Origin of the sequence: Parvibium lacunae, from assembly GCF_003335215.1 — a bacterium.
In the GTDB taxonomy this organism is placed as follows: Bacteria; Pseudomonadota; Gammaproteobacteria; order Burkholderiales; family Burkholderiaceae_D; genus Parvibium; species Parvibium lacunae.
The window spans coordinates 228,604-249,401 of the sequence record NZ_QPGB01000003.1 but is presented as its reverse complement, the minus strand read 5'-3'; the positions used below and the strand labels follow the sequence as shown (position 1 = coordinate 249,401).

Below are 20,798 nucleotides of genomic sequence, written 5' to 3'. Positions count from 1 at the left end.
AATATCAGTGCTCGAAGATTAATCCTTTGCCCGTTCTCTCGATGGCCGTTGTTGGTTGGCAGAGTCAAATGAAACGGGATCACTTTTTACTTATTTACAGAGGTTTAACAATGTACGCGATCGTAAAAACTGGCGGCAAACAATACAAAGTTGTCGCTGGCGAAAAGATTAAAGTAGAACAGATATCTGCGGACGTTGGCCAAGAAGTCACGCTGGACCAAATTCTTGCCGTTGGGCAAGGCGAACAACTGAAAGTTGGTGCGCCTTTGGTTGCCGGTGCGTCTATCAAGGCTACCGTAGTATCACAAGGCCGTCACGATAAAGTGAAGATTTTTAAAATGCGTCGCCGCAAGCACTATCAAAAGCGCCAAGGCCATCGCCAAAATTACACCGAGCTTCGCATTGAAGCAATCAATGGATAATTGTTTGGTGAAATCAAGATCCCCTCTTTCAGTTTAGGAGCATAGGAAATGGCACAGAAAAAAGGCGGCGGCTCTACGCGAAACGGTCGTGACTCGGAAGCCAAACGACTGGGTGTAAAAGTTTACGGTGGTCAGCAAATCAATGCAGGCAGTATCATTGTTCGTCAACGCGGCACTAAATTCCACGCTGGCGATAATGTGGGTATGGGTAAAGATCACACCCTATTTGCTACAACAGATGGTGTTGTCAAGTTCAGCATCACTGGCCCATTGAAGCGTTCCACCGTGAGCGTCGTGGCAGCATAAGTAAACAAGCACACAAGCTGGTCAATTGACCGCTTGCTTTGTTTTACACTCAAGGCTTCGCAGGTGCGAAGCCTTTTTCCATTAAAGACGTTGATCGTCTCGCTGGACTACCCAGCGCCGCTCATCAACGATACCGCTGAGTTTTTGCGACGAGAAAATCACCATGAAATTTATTGACGAAGCACGTATTGAAGTCATTGCCGGCAATGGGGGCAATGGGGTGGCCAGTTTTCGTCGCGAAAAATTCATGCCCAAGGGTGGCCCAGATGGCGGTGACGGCGGTCGGGGCGGTAGCGTGCTCGCGATTGCGGACCGCAATATCAATACCCTTGTCGATTACCGTTTTGCTCGTAAACACTTGGCCAAAAATGGCGAGGCCGGACGGGGTTCCGATTGTTATGGCGCGGGCGCGGATGACATTACTTTGCGCATGCCCGTTGGAACGGTGATTTACGATGCGGATACGGACGAACTCATTGCCGACCTGACGCGCCATGAGCAAGTCGTGGTGCTGGCCAAGGGCGGCGAGGGCGGTTTAGGTAACCTGCACTTTAAATCCAGTACCAACCGCGCGCCCCGCCAATGCACGCCCGGCACCCCGGGTGAGCGCAAAAACTTGCGTTTAGAACTGAAAGTGCTGGCCGATGTGGGCCTATTAGGTATGCCGAATGCTGGCAAATCCACCTATATTGCGGCGGTATCGAATGCGCGGCCCAAAGTGGCCGATTACCCCTTTACGACATTGCATCCTAATCTCGGTGTGGTGCGCGTGTCGCCCGAAAAAAGTTTTGTGATTGCCGATATTCCAGGACTGATTGAGGGGGCTGCCGAGGGAGCTGGCCTGGGCCACCAATTTTTGCGCCACTTGGCGCGGACGCGCTTGCTCTTGCATATTGTTGACTTAGCGCCCTTCGATCCGCAGACCGATCCAGTCGCCGAAGCGCAAGCGATTGTGGGGGAGCTTCGTAAGTACGATGAAGACCTCTTCCACAAACCGCGCTGGCTCGTACTCAACAAGCTTGATATGGTGCCTGAAGACGAGCGTGCCGAACGCGTCGCCGATTTTGTGAAGCGCTTCGGTTGGACGGGGCATATCCATCAGATTTCTGGGCTGGTTGGTACCGGTTGCCGTGAACTGGTATTTGCAATTCAAGAACATATTGATGCCGTTCGTGCAGCTGAAGACGCGGCATTGGAAGCTGAATTAGCAGCACAGTCTGCTTCATCTAAAACGCCCGCATCGTCAGCGGAACAGCACACAGACGATGACACGGAGGACTTGACATGAAGTCCGTCCTGTATAGTGCGAAGCGTTTGGTTGCCAAAGTTGGCAGCAGCCTGGTCACCAACGCGGGTCAGGGTTTAGATGCGCAAGCGATTGCACACTGGGCCGCGCAAATTGCCAAATTGCGTGAGCAAGGCCAAGAGGTGCTACTGGTATCCAGTGGCGCCATTGCCGAAGGCATGTTGCGCCTCGGCTGGAAAACCCGTCCGCATGAAACGCATGAGCTACAAGCCGCGGCCGCGGTCGGGCAAATGGGTTTGGCGCAAATCTACGAAAGCAGTTTTCGTCAGCATGGCATTCAAACCGCGCAAATTTTACTAACGCATGCCGATCTGGCCGATCGTGAGCGTTACCTGAATGCCCGTTCTACCCTGCGGACCCTCATGAGTTTGGGTGTGGTTCCAATCATCAATGAAAACGATACGGTGGTAACGGACGAGATTAAATTTGGAGATAACGACACCCTCGGTGCGCTCGTGGCGAATTTGGTTGAAGCCGATGCGCTGGTGATCCTCACGGACCAACCCGGCGTCTATACGGCGGATCCGCGTAAAGACCCCAGTGCGACATTGGTTCAAGAAGCCAAGGCCGGTGATCCTTGGCTTGAAACGATTGCCGGTGGTGCAGGTACGAATATCGGCAAAGGCGGCATGCTCACCAAAATTCTGGCCGCGAAACGCGCTGCCCTCGGTGGGGCGCATACCATTATCGCTTCGGGGCGTGAGCCAGATGTTCTCGTGCGCCTCGCGCAGGGAGAAGCCATTGGCACCCAGCTCCTCGCCCAAACCGCGCCACTCACGGCCCGGAAACAATGGTTGGCGGGACATCTGCAAGTCAAAGGCCGCGTTACGGTGGATGCAGGTGCGGGTAAAGCCTTGCGCGAAGGGGGTAAGAGCTTATTGCCGATTGGGGTGATTGCGGTAGCGGGCGAGTTTGTCCGGGGCGAAGTGGTGGCGTGCGTGGATGCCGACGGCCAAGAAATCGCCCGTGGACTCATCAATTACAGCAGCAGCGAAACCCGCTTGATTCTGCGAAAAGCCTCAAATGAGATTGAAGCTATTCTCGGCCACTGCAATGAATCTGAATTGATTCATCGGGATGATTTGATTGTTATTTAATGTATACCTCACTTACTTGTTTCAAATCAGTGAGGTCCACTGAGATATTCGATGCCATCCATTTCAGGGTTTGCATTTATCGGCGATACAGCCTGCACTTGAACCAGTTTTCAATGCTCAGATGGTGCACGCTTAATCCTTTTTCATTAATTGCTGTGGATTTGGTAAACCAGGCAAAAGCTTGGATTCTTTAGATAACACCTTGCTTGGAAGTAGAGTGCATATCTTTTCTGTTTGATCGCATTCATTAATGTATAAGGAGATGCCATCAATACCTCTTTTCTCATCCCAATTGAAATTGATCTGATAAATTTTTCCAGGCAGTGTCTGAAAAGATAATTCCTCAATATGATTGAGGGTAACTAGGCTGACACGGGCGACACCAATGAGAGATAAAGAAGCCACTGTACCAAATTTATTGGGGGTATCACCATAAACAAATCCTGCCTTGATGACGTGGTTCCCAGGCTCTAGATGAATAATTTTGGGCTCTAATCTATTGGCTTCAATTTGATCTTTAGGATAGCCTTTCATTGCTGGGAAATCAAAAACATGTTTTGAATTGACGGAATGAAGATAGACGGCTGGACCACCAAAGCTACGGTACACCTTAATCGTTGATAGCTCATCAATCTTTTTGGGGGTACCTTGATAGAAAGTATACGGTGGATAAGAAACCAAAGCACAGCCTGATAAAGCGATGGTAATAAGTAATGAGAATATTCTTTTCATTGACTTTCCAATCTTATTTAATACACACTGCTCGTACTTGCTTAAGGTCGGTCAGACCCATCAAGATTTTTTCCATGCCATCCATTTTCAGGGTGCTCATGCCCTCGGCGACGGCGGTGCTAAACATTTCAGCCACGCGGGCGCGTTCTTGAATCAGTTTTTTCAGTGCCGGGGTGGCCGTCATCAATTCATGCAAACCCACACGACCACGGTAGCCGGTATCGTTGCAGTGACTGCAACCCTTAGCGCGGTAGAGGGTGAGCTTGCCATCCGTGCCATACTCCTTCACCCAACGCTCATATAAACGTTTGGCTTCGCCATTCGGGTCTTTTTGCCAGGCTGGGGTATGGCGGAGTTCATCCGCATATTCGCTGATGAAGGCTTTGATGTCATCAGGGGTGGGTTGATAGGCTTCTTTACACTTTGAGCAAAGGCGTTTAGCCAAGCGCTGCGCCAGCACGCCGAGCAAGGCATCACCAAAGTTAAACGGATCCATCCCCATGTCGAGTAGACGCGTAATAGATTCGGGGGCGCTATTCGTATGAAGCGTGGCGAACACGAGGTGACCGGTGAGAGACGCTTCAATGCCGATGGAGGTGGTTTCAGCATCGCGCATTTCACCGACCATGATAATGTCAGGGTCCGCCCGCAAAAAAGCGCGCATGACGGTGGCGAAATCCAAACCAGCTTTGCGGTTTACTTGTACTTGGCGCAAGCCTTTTTGGGTAATTTCTACGGGGTCTTCTGCCGTCCAGATTTTGGTTTCGGGTGTGTTGAGATGGCCGAGAATGGAATGCAGCGTCGTAGTTTTGCCTGAGCCAGTCGGGCCGCACACAAAGAATAAACCATAGGGCTTGCTGACCACATCGACCAAGCGTTCTCGGTTGTGAGTAGTGAGGCCGAGCTGCTCGAGCGGAATCGGTTCGCCTGCAGCGAGAATCCGCATCACAATATCTTCTACGCCACCTGCCGAGGGGATGGTGGCAATCCGCAACTCAATATCTAAACCGCCATATTTTTTGAATTTGATTTTGCCATCTTGGGGTTTACGTTTTTCTGAAATATCCAGATCCGCCATGATCTTCAGGCGCGTCACCATCGGCGCCCGCACGTGATACGGAACCTCGGCATAGTTCAGCAAACCCCCATCGCGGCGGAAACGGATTTCGGTATTGTTTTTACCGGGATAGGGTTCGATGTGAATATCAGACGCCCCCATTTGGTAGGCATCCATAATCACTTTATTCACGAATTTGACTAACTCATTATCTGTTGCTGCATCTAATTCTTCAACATGCGTATCATGGTCAGTCCCATAGTCGCTATCCTCACCGAGATTGGAGAGTAAGTTTGATAACTCATTACTGGGTTTGGATTGGCCGAAGTAGTGATCTAGCGTTGCTTGAAAATCCACCGCAGTGGTGACCAAATAGCGAATTTGGTAACCCTGAAAGATATTATCAACCGTGCGGGCAGATTGTAGACGCTCGGGGTCTAAGGTCATCACGGTCAGACTTTCCCCTTCAATGCTAAGGGGTAGCCACTCCGTACTTTCCAGAAATTCTCGTCTCAGCTTACGCAGTGCTACCTCGGGTACGCGGCGCTCACTGCGATAGGGTTCATAAGGAGTATCAAAAAACAGCGAGAGTGCTTGCCCGAGTTGCGCTCGGGTGACACCATAATTTTCAGTGAGGATAATTTCGATATTGGTCCCCTCCACGCGCGCCTCTTGGCTGGCGGCTTGCAAGGTTTTTGCATCGAGCACCTGCATTTTGATCAAGGCATCGTATTTATTTAAAATTTTACTGGTGACCTGGGGGGTTGTTGCCAGTGTTTGCGTTAAGGTTTCTGCGATCTGAGTGATGCCTTTTTCTTCCATCTCCCCAAATGCTTCGCCAGAGCGGTTATTGATGAGTTGGATCACACCGAGAACCGCATTGTTTGAGTCTAGGATTGGCGCAACGAGCATCTCCCGCGTCCGGTAGCCCGTGCGTCTATCAACCTCACGTAAAAAATGCATATTGGGAGAGTATCGCTGTAGTTCCGCACTGTCATAAACATCGCGAATGTTTACTAAGCGGCGATGATGGGCAACATAACCCGCGATTGATTGATCATTGATGGGTAAGCGCAAATCTTTGAAGGCATTCAGACCTGTTTTAACGCGCGAGACAATCGATGGTCCCTCATCTTGGATATAGAGCGTTAAGCGATCAGCGTTAAAGAGCCGGCAAATATCGGCACTGATTTCAAGCATGACGTCATCAGCATGACGGGTCGCTCGAATACGCTGCTTAACACTGTCTAAGCGTTTCTGAAACAAGGTTTCTAGATTGAGGGCGGGCATCATGTTGATCTCTCGGGGTTATTAATGTTCAACGCTGGAGTGCATGCATTTCCCACAACCCACCTTTTAACACATAGGCACGAAAACCACGCTGGGTTAGTAGGAATGCAGCAGCAGCAGAGCGACGCCCACTTTGGCAGTACACAATATAAGTTTGTTTAGGGTCAAGCGCGTGAAACACATGACGCAATTCGCCCAGTGGCATATTCTTCGCATCGGGTAGCCGATCGAACTGATATTCAGAAGGGAAACGCACGTCTAACCAGCAAGCGCCATCCTGGACTAATTGTTGTGCAGCCGGATAATTGACTTCATTGAGTAGGGGAGCTCGCAACAGCTCATTAAAGTCGGTTTTATTTAATCGATGCAGAACGGTATCGGATAGCATACTAACCGTAGCGTTACGTCGGGCCCCCGAGACCAATGCTTCCTCCCCAAACGCATCACCCGGGCCTAGTTCAGCGAGTTGTATCTGCGTATTGCCAATATAGCGGGTTACTTGAGCGCGCCCGCGTTCAATCACATAATAATAATCCCCGATATCCCCTTGGCGGATGACGGCTTCCCCCTTTGCTACCTCAATCGATTCAAATTTTTGTAGTAAACGATCAATATTGGCGCTCGGCAAAGTCGCAAAAATACCGCTTTGCTGCAATTGGGGAACCGTGAAAATCCCAGATTGTAAATGGGCAGGGGCCGGCGTGGCATTCCCTTCGGCTGGGATGGTATGACTCGGGTTTAGCATGTCCCAGGTCATCAATAAATCGAGCAAGTCATCATCGACTCGAACGACTTCAATATCGCTTAATGCCAGCGCCCGCTTAACATTACTGGTGCGATCTAGAGGGTGTCGACTGCGTCCTTCGCCAGCCCTAAGGATTTCCTGGCTGCCATCTGCCAGCCATACCTGCAACTCGCCCTTCAGCAAAAAGGTTGATTGCTGTCCATCTTTGTGCAGACGAAAAGGGTCATTCCCCGCAGAGATTGTTTCACTGAAACAGAAGCGCGCCAGCTCTTTCAGACGTGGTGATGAGAGCTTATTGAGGGGCTCAAACTCCATGAGAAAACGGCTATCCAAGCCCACCTCTGGCAACGATAGCGATACATGGTTGGCTGGGCCAGCTGTGTTCTGTGACATAGTTAAATCCCTATAAGGTGAAAATCATACCGTTCTGTAGCATTTGCGGAGCCCATGCTTGAGCATCATGCAACACCTCTTCCATCGTTAATTCCACTTCGCCAGGTTTAAGGTGGCTGATGAAAACACGGACTGGCTGGGTTAACTGCGCGAGTTCTTGCGCAAGGAGTTGAGGACACAAATGTTGAGAGAGCGTTGCGAGCGCTTTTTCACGGTTACAAAAAGCCGTTTCAATCAATAGATAACGTAGATCAGGCATTTGATTGAGGATGGGCCAGAGTGCCGGATTCGGCCCCGTGTCTCCGCTAAAAACCAGCGCACTGGTGGTATTGCGGACGGCATACCCACAAGCTGGCACGGTATGTACCGCAGGTAGTACGGTGAAAGTCCGTTGATTCAGGGTAATTTCATCCCCGATTTCGAGCGGTTCAAAAATCAGATAAGGATTAGTTGGGCTGGGGATCTGCGTGAAATCGGGCCATATCGACCAATTAAACAGATGCTGTTTCAACACCTCAATGGTCGCGGGCAAAGCGTGAACGGTGAGGGGGCGGGTCCGCATGCTACCGACACTATCGACCATTAGCGGAATTGATACGACATGGTCAAGATGGCAGTGCGTCAGAAAAATATGGTCGATAAGGCTTAACTCACCCAGACTTAAATCACCCACCCCCGTCCCGGCATCAATCAACACATCATGATCCACCAGCAAAGCCGTTGTCCGTAAATGCGGCCCACCAATACCACCACTGCATCCCAATACTTGAATTTGGGTTTGAGCTGTATGGCGAGTATGGGCACGACGGCGAGGAGAGTGAGTACTAGCCATAGAAGTGGTACTACTTGGTCTCGAAATTGGTAACGCCATCCCAGTCGGCCGGCGGCGGGTTGTGCCGCCACCACTTGATTTGTTTGAGATAGTGGGCATAGAGAATCGTATCAGTTGACTTGGCTTGCAAATTTAAGAGTTGAATTTCTGCACGATCCCATTCCTGGGCGCGATAAAGCTTTAATGTTTGGTGCCACAGTTTGATCTCCTCGATCAATTCGGCCGAGACTTCACCCTCATGACCGATAGGCTCATAAATTGACACAGCTTCCAGTTTGCCTTTCGCGCGCACACGATCCAGCTCGCGATATACAAAATGGGGTGCAGCTTGTTTTGTGGCCTCGCCAACGGCAATGCCAACCCCATATGTTTTCGTTATGCCCTCGAGGCGTGAGGCCAGATTGACGCTATCACCCATGACCGTGTAAGCGCGACGAATTGAAGAGCCCATATCGCCCACACGCATCAGCCCAGTGTTGACCCCAATCCCGATTTTTAATGTTGGCCAGCCACGTTGACTGAATTCCTGATTCAATTGACGCGTTGCTTGTTGCATCGCGAGGGCTGCCTCTACCGCCTGTTCTGCATGTTCAGGGTCGGCAATTGGGGCACCCCAAAAAGCCATAATCGCATCACCGATATATTTATCTAAAGTGCCGCGATGCTGCGTGCGAATTATCACAGTCATCGTTGTCAAATATTGATTGATAAACTCACGCAAGATTTGGGGGCGCAACGATTCAGCAATGGTGGTGAAGTCGCGTACATCCGCAAACATCACGCTCATTTCACGGTCTTCGCCTTCCATGTTGTAGGCCGCGGGGTCGCGTGCCATTTCCTCGACTAATTCAGGGGCAACATATTCCCCAAATTTGCCAATCATGTCACGTTTGCTGCGTGACTCGATAAAATAACCATAGGCCATATCGAGCATAAATAAGGTAATGATCATCAGTAAAGGGGCTGCTAATGGCATCACAATCCGTTGCTGTTGATACCACCATAAATCCAGGCCAACTACGCTTAATATGGCCAATGCTGCGAGCGCCATCGACCCCAATGGCCCCACCCGGCTGAATAAAAAAATCAATAAACTGCCAAAAATGAGCACAATAAAGACAACATACCCAGGCGCAAAATCAGGCCGCTGTACGATGGTGCCGTCTAAAATACCGCTGATTGTGTTGGCATGCATTTCTACCCCCGGATATTCCGCGCCAACAGGGGTGTTTCGCAAATCCTTGAGGCCTGCCGCAGTGGTCCCAATCAACACAATTTTGCCGCGTAGTTGGGTCGGTGATACCCGTTGCTGCAAGACATCAGTGAGCGAGTAATAGGCATAGCTGTTAGCGGCTGGCCCCCCTGGCCCTCGGAAGGGCACGTTAACCATAATGCCCCGACTGGTAGGAATCATGATCGTTTGATCATTCGCGAGAGGGAGCGCGATCGCTTCTAACCCTTTGGCGCGTTTTGCCATAAACCCAGGTAATGGGCTGGTATCACTGAAAACCAATTTGACGGGGGGATTTCCCAGGGCTTGGCGGACGATTGCCAGGGCCAAGGTTTCATAAAATTGCCCTTGGTACTCACTGATTAAAGGCAGTCCACGTAAGACCCCACCGGCATTTTCTTCGATAAACGGGTTGAAGAATCCTGCCCCAGCGGCGGCGCTTTGCAATATGGGTAAATTAGCGGTATAACCTTCCCAACGGCTATATGCCACCTGTCTTGTTTGTAAAAGTGCTGCTTCAAATAATGGAGCAGGTAGCTGACCAACGGTAACGGTTTCTCCAGCAATCGATTGATTAAGAACATAGCCAAGTGCGATCGGGCGATTTTGTAGCGCTTTGGCGAAACGTTGATCACTGTCGAGGGTTTGTTTGAGATGAGGAATCTGTTGCTGAAAGCTCGGGTCTTCTTTTAGTGGGCCGAGCGCCAGGGTTTCCAGCATCACAGCGGTTGACTTTTCATCCCGTTCAGCAAAAACCATATCAAATCCAAGCGCGCGAATTTGATAGTGATCAAAAAGCGTATCCACGATCTGCGCCAGCTTATCTCGACGCCAGGGCCACTGCCCTTGCTCGGCGAGGCTCTTTTCATCGATGTCGAGAATGACCACGCGCTCGTCACGGGTGCGCGGCATGGTAGCCAGCAAGCGGGCATCATATAAAAAATTATCTAAACGCTGAATAAAGGGCGCGGGGACAATCTCCGCTGCTTGCAATAAGAAAAATAGCAAGACCAAGAGATTAAGGGTCAGACGCAGTAGTGGAGCCTGAAATTTGCGTGACAGACGCATAGGACGTATTCCCGGTAACGCGACTAGGCCAGAGAGCTAGAATCAGGCTTTGAAATAAAACTCAAGCTTGATACCCGATAGCTCAATCACATCATGGTCATTCAAGATCTGCGGTTCTGCGCCAATTGCCACACCATTGATGGTGGGGTGTGGTCCTTCGACTGGCGTTAAAAAGTAACCTTGCGGCCGCTTGGTGAGAACCGCGACCTGTATGCCGGGCCGTCCTATCGTTGTCAGTGCTTTGACTAGATCCAGTTCTTTGCCTGCATTCGCCCCGTTTAGGAGTTGTACTGCGGCTGGTCGGGTAGCGGTTAGAGCGGGGCTAACGGATACGTTAGGGGCTGCTGCTGCCGTTGTCTGTGGGTTGCTGCTGGCGGCAGCCGCTACTGCCGCAGTGGTAGGCTCATAAGTGGGCATGGCACCAGGACGAATGACCATGGTTTTCTCATAGTCTGCCGTTTCCTGGGCAGGCTTCGTGTCAGCAATAAACGTAAGTTGATACTTGCCGAGCTCGATCAGGTCCTGATGCTGCAAGAAATGCTTTTTAATCGATTGACCATTCACAATCGTGCCATTGGTGCTACCCAGATCTTCCAAGATGGCATCGTTCATGACCTGTACGATCACCGCATGTTCCCCGCTGACTGCAAGATTATCAATCACCAGATCATTGTGCGGCCGGCGTCCGATTGTTGTCCGCTCTTTCGTCAGGGGAATATCTTTGAGTGTCATGCCATCTAAAGAGAGAATGATTTTTGCCATCGTAGTCCCCTTACTCACCAATTATTTGAGCCAATTAAAGAAACGAGAAAATAAATTGAATGACGCGGTGCTGTGCGGTTGAATCTTCACTAAGACAACAGAAACATTATCGCGCCCACCGTAATCATTTGCTGCCTGCACCAGTTGCTGTGCGGTTGCGGCCAGATTCATGCCTAACCCTTGTATGGTTTCAATAATGACTTCTTCTGGAACCATGTCAGATAAACCATCAGAACAGAACAGGTAGATATCACCCGCTTCCGTTTGCATTTGCTGGATGTCTGGAATCACTGCAGAGTCGATCCCCAGTGCGCGTGTGACCAAATTTTTATTATGCGATTGACGCGCTTGCTCTGGTGTAATCAGCCCAGCATCCAGTTGTTCCTGCAGTAGCGAATGATCACGGGTTAATTGTTGCCAGACTTCACCCCGTAGACGGTATGCGCGGGAATCACCAATATGCGCAAGCGTGACAGTTTCGCCACGAAATATTCCCATGACTAGGGTCGTTCCCATGCCCGCGTACTGGGGTTGGCTCTGCGAAGCTTGGTAGATTGCACTATTAGCGCGCGCGATCCGTGCCTGCAATAGCGCCGTTAGTTTTTCACCTCGGCCACGGTAAAGCTCCTTATGCCACCGCGCAAGATCCGCTTCCAGGTCATTCTTAAGGACCGCAGTCGCCATCCCGCTCGCCACTTCACCGGCGTTATAACCGCCCATGCCATCAGCAAGAATAGCTAGGCCATATTCGGTCGAGATGGCGACGGAATCTTCATTGTGCGGACGCAGTTTCCCGGAATCCGTCGCATAGGCGATATCAAGGTCAACATTTAAGCGCATCATTATCGTATCTGGATCATGCCCAATTTTATTGGCCAACTATTTCTAAGCGTTCGGCACAAGCAAGTAACTCGGCGGCCATTTCTTCCCCATCTTGGTAGCGCGCCTGCCGATTTTTTGCCATCCCTTTTTCCAAGATTGCCCAGATGCAGTCCGCAAGGTCAGGACGCACATCACGAATGTCAGGGGCAGGATCATTCGCGATTTTGAACATGAGCTGCGCCATCGATTCCCCAACAAACGGAAGCTTACCGCATAATAATTGATATAAGGTCACCGTTAATGAGTATAAATCCGAGCGACCATCAATTTTCTGCCCAGAGAGCTGTTCTGGCGACATGTAGGACGGGGTGCCGAGCACCATCCCAGTTTTGGTTTTACTGGAGTCGGTAATACGCGCAATCCCAAAGTCGGTCACTTTAATAATTTCATCTGTTTGGTCAAACATTAGGTTCGCGGGTTTGATATCACGGTGAACAATTTGCTGTTTGTGCGCATAAGAGAGCGCCTGTGCAACCCGTGCAATCATGGTGAGGACGAGTTTGGTCGGCAATAACTGCCCAGGCTTAGTGTGCGGAACCAGATCTTTTCCGCGCAATAATTCCATGGCGATGTAACAAAGATCATGCTCTTCGCCTGCATCGTAAATGGTAACAATGTTGGGGTGATTGAGACGCCCGGCCGTTTCTGCTTCCCGAAAAAAGCGAGTTTTCACCTCAGCCAGTTCATCCTCTTCAAATTCTTGCGCTAACGCCAGTGTTTTGATTGCAACGATACGGCCGATTTTCGGATCACGGCCTTGATAAACCACCCCCATTGCACCTTTACCCAGCTCTTTTTCAACCTGGTAGCGACCCAGCATGGGTTTCTCGACTCCACCTGCCTGATTGACTAAGGTACCTTGCTGGCTGCGGGTGTTACCACCACCTAAAATGACCGTTTCTGCCATGTCCTTAGCGCGGTTGAGCCGCTGCGATAAATCGCGGAAATTCGGATTAAATGCTGCCATGTATTCATACACCGCTTGCGCCTTATTGAATTGGCGTTTGCGTTCAAAGTCGAGTGCCAAGTTATAGAGGTTATCCAACAAACTTTGGTCCAAAGGACATTTGCGGAATTTATCCCAAGCCATATCTAATTGACCTTGCCCCTGGAAGGCCAGCGCCAGCATGCGGTTGCTTTCCGCTGACTCAGCATCAGCTTTGACTTTACCCGCTTCAGTTTGCAGGAAATGTTTGGTTGTTAGCGCGAGGTGGCCACACAGTAGCAAGACCAATGGGAACATCAACTTGATCCAAATCCCAGCGACTAACATGACTGAGAAATGGCTTACCAAGAAACTGAGCGCAATAACGGCGGTGACCATTGCCCCTGCCTTGGCAGAGAGTCGGGGTAACAAAATAACCAAGTAAAGTGTGGTGAGACTGATAATGAGCAGTTCTACCAGTGATATCCAAAAAGGCACGATGTAAAAGTGCCCTGATAAGAGGCTCGATACTTGGTGTGCCAAGATTTCGACTGGGGCCATCGCTGGGTTGGTTGGCGTCGGCATGCTGCTACCGAGGCCGGTTGCGGTTGGGCCGATCAAGATGATCTTGTCGGTGTATTTGCTTAATGGGATCTTGCCACTCAGCACATCAAAAAACGAGTCTTTGCTGAACGCGGCCCTATTTTTGCTATCTTGATAAAAGTGAGGGCGCATCTGCATCTCACTGTCAGTGGGAATGCTTAGCTTGCCAAGGCGAATCGCTTCCCCCCAAATAACCTGCATATCTGCCAGTTGTAAATTCAAACTCCGCATCGCGATCTGCAGGGCAAACGAGGGGTAGAACTGCTCGTAGTATTGAATTAACAATGCATCAGTCCGCGCGGCACCATCCACCTCTAAATTAAAACTTAAATGCCCCAGGCCAACGGCTTGCTCGGCAAGCGCTGTGAGCGGGAATTGCATCGCACTGGCGGGAACAGCCCTGATACTCGGCTCATTCGACTGCTGCGGGGTCGTGAAACTAAAACGACTGACCGCTGGTGGGGGTAACTCATTGGGTTTTCCGAGTGGTTCACCGAGTGTAAAACTGAGCGGCAAAACCACATTCCCTGCGGTTTGTAGGCTATTGGTCAAGGCTTTATCGGTATCGAGTTTAGTTTGCGCTTCTTGCACTAACCCCAGCAGTGCCTGTAGGTCAGCGGGGACTGGCTCGGTCTCCGCAAGCTTAGTCGCAAGGGGGTGAATTTTTCGGATATAAGCCAGCCCTGGGTCTTGTTGAGGCTCAAAGAAAAAAGTCGTATGCCCAATTAATTTTGGCTTGGCGCTCTGTAATAGGGTTAGTAACTCGGCATGAATATCGCGCGACCAAGGCCAGCGACCGATTTTGTCGATACTCGCATCATCAATAGCAATGATCGCGATTTTATCGTTTGGCGTTTTTTGGTTGAGTTGAACCCCCCAGTCATACGCGGCACGCTCAAGCCCTGCCAATAAGGTGCTGCTGCGATCCATCACCAGTAAGGCCAGCAAAATGAGCACGCCCAAGGCCCAATCTTTTTGCCAAAAGGGTTTTTGGGTCTTGGCAGTTTTTGCTGCAGAACTGGGCAAGGTGGAGCGCGAAGTGCGAGCCATATGGCGGATTTCCTGTACGAAGAGTGAGAGTTGAATAGTGCCAGCGCAAAAATACCTTACCGATCAAACCGAATGCCAGCAATAAATTTTCATGTTTTGATGATTATTTACTGAACTTGCTGGTTTTTTTGCAACGACAGCAGGCTGTCTCGTGCTCAGTGGCGCGGCTAAATGACAAAGCTGATTCTAATCAGCTTCGTTTGCAAAGCCTGTGATGAAATTGGCAGTCAGGGTGGCGTAAATCGCAGCATCGCCTATCCCTGACTACCATCGCCCACGCTAGGGCTGCGGGGTGGTGGGCTGAATCACACCTAAACGTGTTTTGAGCGATTGGGCGCGGCCTTCAAATTGAGCCGCGTAATAGACGGTGTTCGATAGCACTTTTTTCACATAATCACGAGTCTCAGTGAAAGGAATGGTTTCCGCAAAAATCGCCCCTTCTATCGCTTTGCCATAATGCGCGCGCGCGCGCCATGCTCTTGGTCGGCCTGGGCCCGCGTTGTAAGCGGCGGTTGCCAGCACAGGCGATTGATCCAAGCTGTCGAGCACCATGCGCAGATAGCGTGTGCCAAGCGTAAGATTGGTGCCCACGTCATTGACTTCCTGACCATGAAAATCATGCCACCCAATTTTACGGGCAACGTATTTTGCGGTGGCAGGCATCAATTGCATCAAACCGCTGGCCCCAACCTGAGATTTCGCATCGGTAATAAAGCGGGATTCCTGACGAATCAGTCCATAGACAAAAGGCTCATCAACCCCAGCCCGCTGTGCCGCTAGTGCCAGCTCTTGGCGGTAGGGCGTCAAAAACCGTAAATTAAAATCATGCTCTTGCTGGGTGCGCTCTGCGGTATTGATGGCTCGATCATAGATCTGCAATTGTTTTGCATAGTCAGCGACCGCCAGTAACTGTCGATCGCTTAGGCCCCTAAGCGCAAAATTCCACTCACGATTGCCCTCGAAGCGTAAGCCCAGCGCATAGAACTTGAGCGCACGTTTCAGGCCTGGGTGTTGTTGCGCAAATTGCCGCTCTGTTTCGCTGGGCGCGGTCGCCACAGGGGGCAACACAATTTTTAAGCCTAACTCTTCCTGAGCGAGTTTGCTGTAGAACCCAAACTGCGGGCTAATCACGCGAAACTGCTGCTCGGCTTGCACTGCTTGCCCTTGAGCCTGATAGGCTCGTCCCAACCAGTAGATCCAGGTGGGGTCGCGGCGCTGGGGCTCGTCCATATTCTCAATCGCCCGCTGCACGATATCCCAGCGCTGTGCGCGTAGTGCCGCCCGTACTTTCCATTCCAAAATTTCTGCATTGAGTTGACTGGCATCGGCTTTTTCCATCCAATCGATGGCTTGCTCATGCAGGCGCTTAGCACCGGCCATGCCGATTTGCCCCCACAGATAGCCCTGTTGCCGCGCGCTAAGGGCTGGGGCCAATAGGGTGAGCTGCTGCGCCGCCTCGTCCACTTGTTCGCGGGTGAGGCGAACGATGGCGAGTACGGCTAATTCTTGATGAGCAGGTTGTTGTTTCAGCCGCTCGGCTGGCAGTTGGCGCAGTAATTCCAGTGGCCTTTCATAGGCTAAGCTGATATTGCTCTGACCGAGGGCTAACTGCGCTTGCAGCTGTTGCCCCAGGCGTAATGCGGCCCCCCCCCGATTATTGGCAAATAATAGGCGCAACAGTTCTAGTCCATCGTGCAGACTAAAAAGTTGCTGTTGGATAGCTTGAGACAGCAGCTCCTGGCAGCCTTCGGGGAACTCTTTACTTTGGGCGGTTTGTAGCAGCAATTGCCGGGTTTGTAGCCGCCAGTCTGCTGGGCGGAAATCGCTACTCTGCCGGTTTTCAAGTTGGCTGACTTGTTCATAGCACAGCAAGTCACGCTCATCCCGTAGCACCCAAGCCGGGTACAGTTCCCGAAAGCGCTCCCATTGTCCTTGGCGGGCTAATTGCTGTAGCCAATCACGGCGCAGTAGATCACTCACCAGTTGCCCTGGGCGGGCGGCAAGCCATTGGCGTAATGCCGATTGATCCAAGCCCAGCGGATTTTGGCGCGCATCTACCAATTTTTGTCGCCATTCCCAGTAGCCCAGGTAGTCATTTAACACGTACTGGGATTGCGGCCCATCAAGTTGTCGCCAGCGGCTGAGACTGGCTTGGAGTTTTTTGCTATCACCAAGCCGCACGGCATCACGTGCATTCAAAATAAGGTCATCAAAAGAGTCATTTTGCGGCTGTGCGCGACTTGGCGATTTTTGACTGTCACTGGCTTTGGCAATCGCTGTATTGTTCACCATGAAAGCGCACAGCACGAAAACCGTGGTTACGCGCAGGCCATACCAAAAACGGGTAACCAGGTGGAAGAGTCTAGAAAACATGGGTGAAAAACAGAGATTCATGAGATTGCATGCATGATTGATTGACTATGATGGCAGAATATACCAATTCTGTTTTGAGTATAGACGCTGCAATGGATAAAGCGACGCTACGCCGACAACTGTTACAACAGCGAGCCGCATTTTCTGCGGCGAGTGTGGTCGCACGCGACCTGCACATTCAATCGGCGCTTGACGCTTGGTATCAGGCAGCCGCCTCAACCATCGGGTTACCGCAAGAAAAACCATGGCTCGGCGTCTACTGGCCGCTGAAGCATGAGGTTGATTTGCACCCCTTGTATCAACGTTGGTGGGCCCAGGGCCATCTGCTTGCCTTGCCTGAAGCGGAGACGGGTAAACCTTTGCGTTTTCGAGCTTGGGCTGCGGGTCAGCCTATGGTGGCCGATGCGTATGGCCTCCCCATTCCAGCGGCGGCGCACTACGTGCAACCAGCGGCACTACTTATTCCCTGTGTTGGGTTTACAAAGATAGGCTATCGACTTGGATATGGGGGTGGGTTTTATGACCGTACATTGGCGGCGTATGCCGCCCGGTGTACCACGGTAGGCGTTGCAGACAGCCGATGTGAATTAGCCCACTTACCGGTCGAGCAACATGATCTACCACTGCAGCTCATCTGTACCCAGGATGGGTGGCATAAGTCAGATGACATTGCTAAGCTTGACTAAAGGCATATCACGGCCTTAATCCGTCACCGCAGCCATCTCACAGTCATGGCGGTGGCGCGGTTGTATGCTTACTGAGCCAGACTTTAAACTGACTGAAATTGAGCGGCGGGCTGTAATGATATCCTTGGGTGATATCGCAGCCTAAAGCCTGCAGTTGCTGGGCGATCTCGGCATTTTCGACGCCCTCAGCGACCACCAGTAAATCAAATGTATGCGCCAGGGTAATCACTGACTTCACAATTCTGGCATCCCCCGGATTATCCAGCATTCCCCGGACAAAAACTTGATCAATTTTGAGTTCATTCAGCGGAAAGCGCCGCAAATAGGCGAGCGAGGAATAGCCAGTGCCAAAATCATCGATGGAGAGTTGCATACCGAGCGCTCGCAACTCACTGAACCGTTTGATGGCACGCTCAACATCATTAATGATCGAGCTTTCGGTAACCTCAATCACAATATGATCAGGGGGAATCCCCCAAATATCTAAGGCGTCACTGATTGCGGCAGCGAGATTAGGATCATCCAGCATACTCGCCGAGAGATTAATGGCATATTTGAGTTTACATCCCTGCGCCTGTAGCTCACTGTGTTGGCGCCCCACTGTGTGCAACACGAACATGGTCAGGTTATACATCATGCCACTGGCTTCCGCCATCGCGGCAATCTGATCCGCTGCCACCCACTCTCCAGGCTTGCGTTGCCAACGGATGAGTGCTTCGGCAGAAACACAAGCGCCAGTGCGTAGATCAATTTGGGGCTGGTAGTAAACCTCGAGACTATTGTCGGTCAGCGCCCAACGCAACTCATTTTGCAGAGCCCTTAGGGTTTGCGGGTGATTGCGCTGGTGAAATGCGGCGATGGTGTAGCCTTCTTGCTGGCGAGTGGCGACTTTGGCCGCCTGTTCGGCAGCATTCAGCAGGCCGAGCGGGTCAGTTTCATGGTCGGGGCTGGCTGCAATCCCAATCGTCAGGTGTAATTGCCAAACCCGATTTTCAATCATAAACGGGGTTTCCAGAGTCTGCCGGATTTTGGTGGCAGCCAGCTCTGCAAAGGCGAGGTTGGGGAGCTGCGGCAGCAAAATCCAGACCTGATTGGGATCGGCTAAACAGACTCGGTCTTCATGGCGCAGCGCTTGTGTTAGGCGGTGCAAAATTTCACCATTGAGCTTTTGTGAGTCACCCTGATTCGCGAGCGCGGCAATCCGGTCGTCACGACCTAGGTTAATCCATAGCACCGCGAGTTTTTGCGCGGCATCGGGCTGCTGCTCGTGCTGGTGTTCCAGCTTTTCCAGGTGAAACTCACAAGCATGGAGAAAATCGCTAGGACGGGTTGTGGCGAGGCCAGGGTTGAAAAAACGCATTATTGCCCTTGCCGCGCCAGGTAATTGTCGCGCACATCTAGGTTGTAGCTGCCAGCGGGTAAGCCAGCCGCAATGCGAATCGGTTGTCCATCAACCGTTTCAGATTGATAAAGTAAATTTAATTCGCGGGGAAATTTCAGGCTGATCTTATCCGGCCCAGTCAATACTAAAATCCTTGGTTGCAAGCGCCGCACCCGGTTATGCGCTAAAACGATGGCCACTTCCCCGGTACTCAGTTCAACTAGGCTACCGACGGGATAAATACCGACCGCCTGCACAAATTTCTCAATCAACGGCTCATGAAATAAGCGCCCACTCCATTCATAAAGATGCGCTAGGGCATCGTAGGCTGAGTAGGCTTGGGCGTAGGGGCGCGGCGAGGTCATGGCGGTAAAGGTATCGACAATCCCAGCCATGCGGCCATAGAGGCTGATGGCATGGCCCTGCAAGCCAGTGGGGTAACCGGAGCCATCCAAGCGTTCATGATGCTGGGCGATCCCGGTTAACACGGCTTCCGCCAAGCTAGATTGTTGCTGTAACAACTCTAGCCCGCGCGCCACATGTTGCTGCACTGTGGCGTACTCATCATCACTCAGGGTTCCTGCCCGCTGTAAAAGTAGGCGTGGAATTTTTAATTTTCCAATATCCAGCAACATCCCAACCAAGCCAAGTTGGTTGAGATGCTCGCGTGGCAGTCCAATCTGTCGGCCCATTCCGATCAGGTAAATGGCTACCTTTAAGCCATGACTATATGCTTGCGCGTCGCCCTGGCGCAGGCGCGCGACCCACATTAATGCGTCAGGGTTGGCAATCACGCTATCCACCATGTCACTGACCGCACCATCAAAGTCTGCCAGGGTCGGATCAACCCCATTGCGAATATCTTCGACCAATTTATCCAGCACAGTCGCCGCTTTGTGCAGCGCAACCCGAGCGGCGGGTAATTCTTCTTCAATGCTTCGGGTGCTCTCGTAAAGGGTAAGCTCTGTGCCAGGGATAAAGGGATTTTCGATACTGGTATCCAGACCTGCAGCCTGCAGTGGCGCTGGGGTGGTCCCTCTCTTCCCGCCCCACAGTCGGCTGAGGGTGTTGAGCAAGCGACTCGCCAAACTTTCATGGATTGCTTGTTCTTGCACTTCTGCCTGAACCAGTAATTCATTAAATTTAACTGCGGTGCTAGCGGAGGCCGGGCGTGGCGTTGTGCCGTAAATCACGACCTTGGGCGCAGTCGGAACACGGTGCGCCCCCTCTTTGGACTGCTTGGCGGTTGATTCTGCCGAGACGTTTGCTTCCTCTTCTTCCGGGGCTGGGCGATTGTGTGCGCTGCGCTGAGAGCCGGTAGTCGGTTCGGCATGAACACGAATCCGGCGGACGCGTATTACCGGGGCCTGCTCTGGCAGATTACGTTCTGCTGGCTGTATCGGTAGATGTTGAACGGATTCAGGCAAGCTGCGTGTGCGGTCGATATACACAACCCGACAATATTTGCGCAGCATCTCGAGTTGCGCGACATCGTCGAGCACAAAGCCTTGTAAGAGGAAGGGGGTATCCAGCCACGGGCGATCTAGCTCGGCGACAAACATGCCGAGCTGAAGTTCGCTGACAGATACTTCGACGTAGTCCAATCTCAGTCCCCTGATACCAATTCGCTTTATTTTATGCGCTTAACTTACACCGA

The 20,798-nt window shown here is 51.4% G+C and carries 16 protein-coding genes; 5 read left to right on the top strand and 11 right to left on the bottom strand.

Translation table 11 applies throughout. The features are described from left to right. Positions 1–110: 110 nt before the first annotated feature. The 4 genes from rplU to proB all read left to right on the top strand — a co-directional run bounded on the left by rplU (position 111) and on the right by proB (position 3,131). Positions 111–422, top strand: coding sequence for a 50S ribosomal protein L21 (gene rplU, locus DU000_RS08820; protein ID WP_114403097.1), 312 nt, complete (start codon positions 111–113; stop codon positions 420–422). Between the two features lie 48 nt (positions 423–470). After that, a complete protein-coding gene (rpmA, locus tag DU000_RS08815; RefSeq protein ID WP_114403017.1) occupies positions 471–728 on the top strand; it encodes a 50S ribosomal protein L27 in 258 nt (85 codons plus the stop codon). 163 nt (positions 729–891) lie between these two features. After that, positions 892–2,016, top strand: a complete 1,125-nt coding sequence (obgE, locus tag DU000_RS08810; protein WP_114403016.1) for a GTPase ObgE — start codon at positions 892–894, stop codon at positions 2,014–2,016. After that, positions 2,013–3,131 carry a glutamate 5-kinase gene (gene proB, locus DU000_RS08805; protein WP_114403015.1) on the top strand — a complete coding sequence of 373 codons (1,119 nt, stop codon included), beginning with the start codon at positions 2,013–2,015 and terminating at the stop codon, positions 3,129–3,131. Before obgE ends, proB begins: the two co-directional genes overlap by 4 nt. Before the next feature lie 132 nt (positions 3,132–3,263). On the opposite strand, the gene DU000_RS08800 is transcribed toward proB, so the two are convergent. The 9 genes from DU000_RS08800 to DU000_RS08760 all read right to left on the bottom strand — a co-directional run bounded on the left by DU000_RS08800 (position 3,264) and on the right by DU000_RS08760 (position 17,095). After that, positions 3,264–3,863 carry a hypothetical protein gene (locus tag DU000_RS08800; RefSeq protein WP_114403014.1) on the bottom strand — a complete coding sequence of 200 codons (600 nt, stop codon included), beginning with the start codon at positions 3,861–3,863 and terminating at the stop codon, positions 3,264–3,266. Positions 3,864–3,876: 13 nt separating this feature from the next. Continuing rightward, positions 3,877–6,213 (bottom strand): GspE/PulE family protein, encoded by a 2,337-nt coding sequence (locus DU000_RS08795; protein WP_205074047.1) that lies wholly within the window; start codon positions 6,211–6,213, stop codon positions 3,877–3,879. A gap of 25 nt (positions 6,214–6,238) precedes the next feature. Next, on the bottom strand, positions 6,239–7,348 hold the full coding sequence (locus DU000_RS08790) for a cyclic nucleotide-binding domain-containing protein (RefSeq protein ID WP_114403013.1): 1,110 nt from the start codon (positions 7,346–7,348) through the stop codon (positions 6,239–6,241). 10 nt (positions 7,349–7,358) lie between these two features. Further along, on the bottom strand, positions 7,359–8,180 hold the full coding sequence (locus DU000_RS08785; RefSeq protein WP_114403012.1) for an MBL fold metallo-hydrolase: 822 nt from the start codon (positions 8,178–8,180) through the stop codon (positions 7,359–7,361). Positions 8,181–8,190: 10 nt separating this feature from the next. Then, complete coding sequence (locus DU000_RS08780; protein WP_114403011.1) at positions 8,191–10,479, bottom strand: CHASE2 domain-containing protein; 2,289 nt, start codon at positions 10,477–10,479, stop codon at positions 8,191–8,193. A 42-nt stretch (positions 10,480–10,521) separates the two neighbouring features. Further along, a complete protein-coding gene (locus DU000_RS08775; protein ID WP_114403010.1) occupies positions 10,522–11,241 on the bottom strand; it encodes an FHA domain-containing protein in 720 nt (239 codons plus the stop codon). 21 nt (positions 11,242–11,262) lie between these two features. Next, positions 11,263–12,084, bottom strand: a complete 822-nt coding sequence (locus DU000_RS08770; protein WP_338049460.1) for a Stp1/IreP family PP2C-type Ser/Thr phosphatase — start codon at positions 12,082–12,084, stop codon at positions 11,263–11,265. A gap of 25 nt (positions 12,085–12,109) precedes the next feature. Beyond that, complete coding sequence (locus tag DU000_RS08765; RefSeq protein ID WP_114403009.1) at positions 12,110–14,701, bottom strand: CHASE2 domain-containing serine/threonine-protein kinase; 2,592 nt, start codon at positions 14,699–14,701, stop codon at positions 12,110–12,112. 279 nt (positions 14,702–14,980) lie between these two features. Beyond that, positions 14,981–17,095, bottom strand: a complete 2,115-nt coding sequence (locus tag DU000_RS08760) for a lytic transglycosylase domain-containing protein (RefSeq protein WP_114403008.1) — start codon at positions 17,093–17,095, stop codon at positions 14,981–14,983. Positions 17,096–17,166: 71 nt separating this feature from the next. Between DU000_RS08760 and DU000_RS08755 the strand changes: the two genes are divergently transcribed. After that, a complete protein-coding gene (locus DU000_RS08755) occupies positions 17,167–17,760 on the top strand; it encodes a 5-formyltetrahydrofolate cyclo-ligase (RefSeq protein ID WP_158529670.1) in 594 nt (197 codons plus the stop codon). Between the two features lie 43 nt (positions 17,761–17,803). Here DU000_RS08755 and DU000_RS08750 read toward each other — a convergent pair whose 3' ends face one another. Together DU000_RS08750 and DU000_RS08745 are read right to left on the bottom strand one after the other, a co-directional pair. Beyond that, a complete protein-coding gene (locus DU000_RS08750; RefSeq protein WP_114403006.1) occupies positions 17,804–19,120 on the bottom strand; it encodes a putative bifunctional diguanylate cyclase/phosphodiesterase in 1,317 nt (438 codons plus the stop codon). After that, positions 19,120–20,745, bottom strand: a complete 1,626-nt coding sequence (locus DU000_RS08745; protein ID WP_147266988.1) for a cyclic di-GMP phosphodiesterase — start codon at positions 20,743–20,745, stop codon at positions 19,120–19,122. The genes DU000_RS08750 and DU000_RS08745 overlap by 1 nt, the downstream gene beginning before the upstream one ends. Positions 20,746–20,798 lie beyond the last annotated feature (53 nt).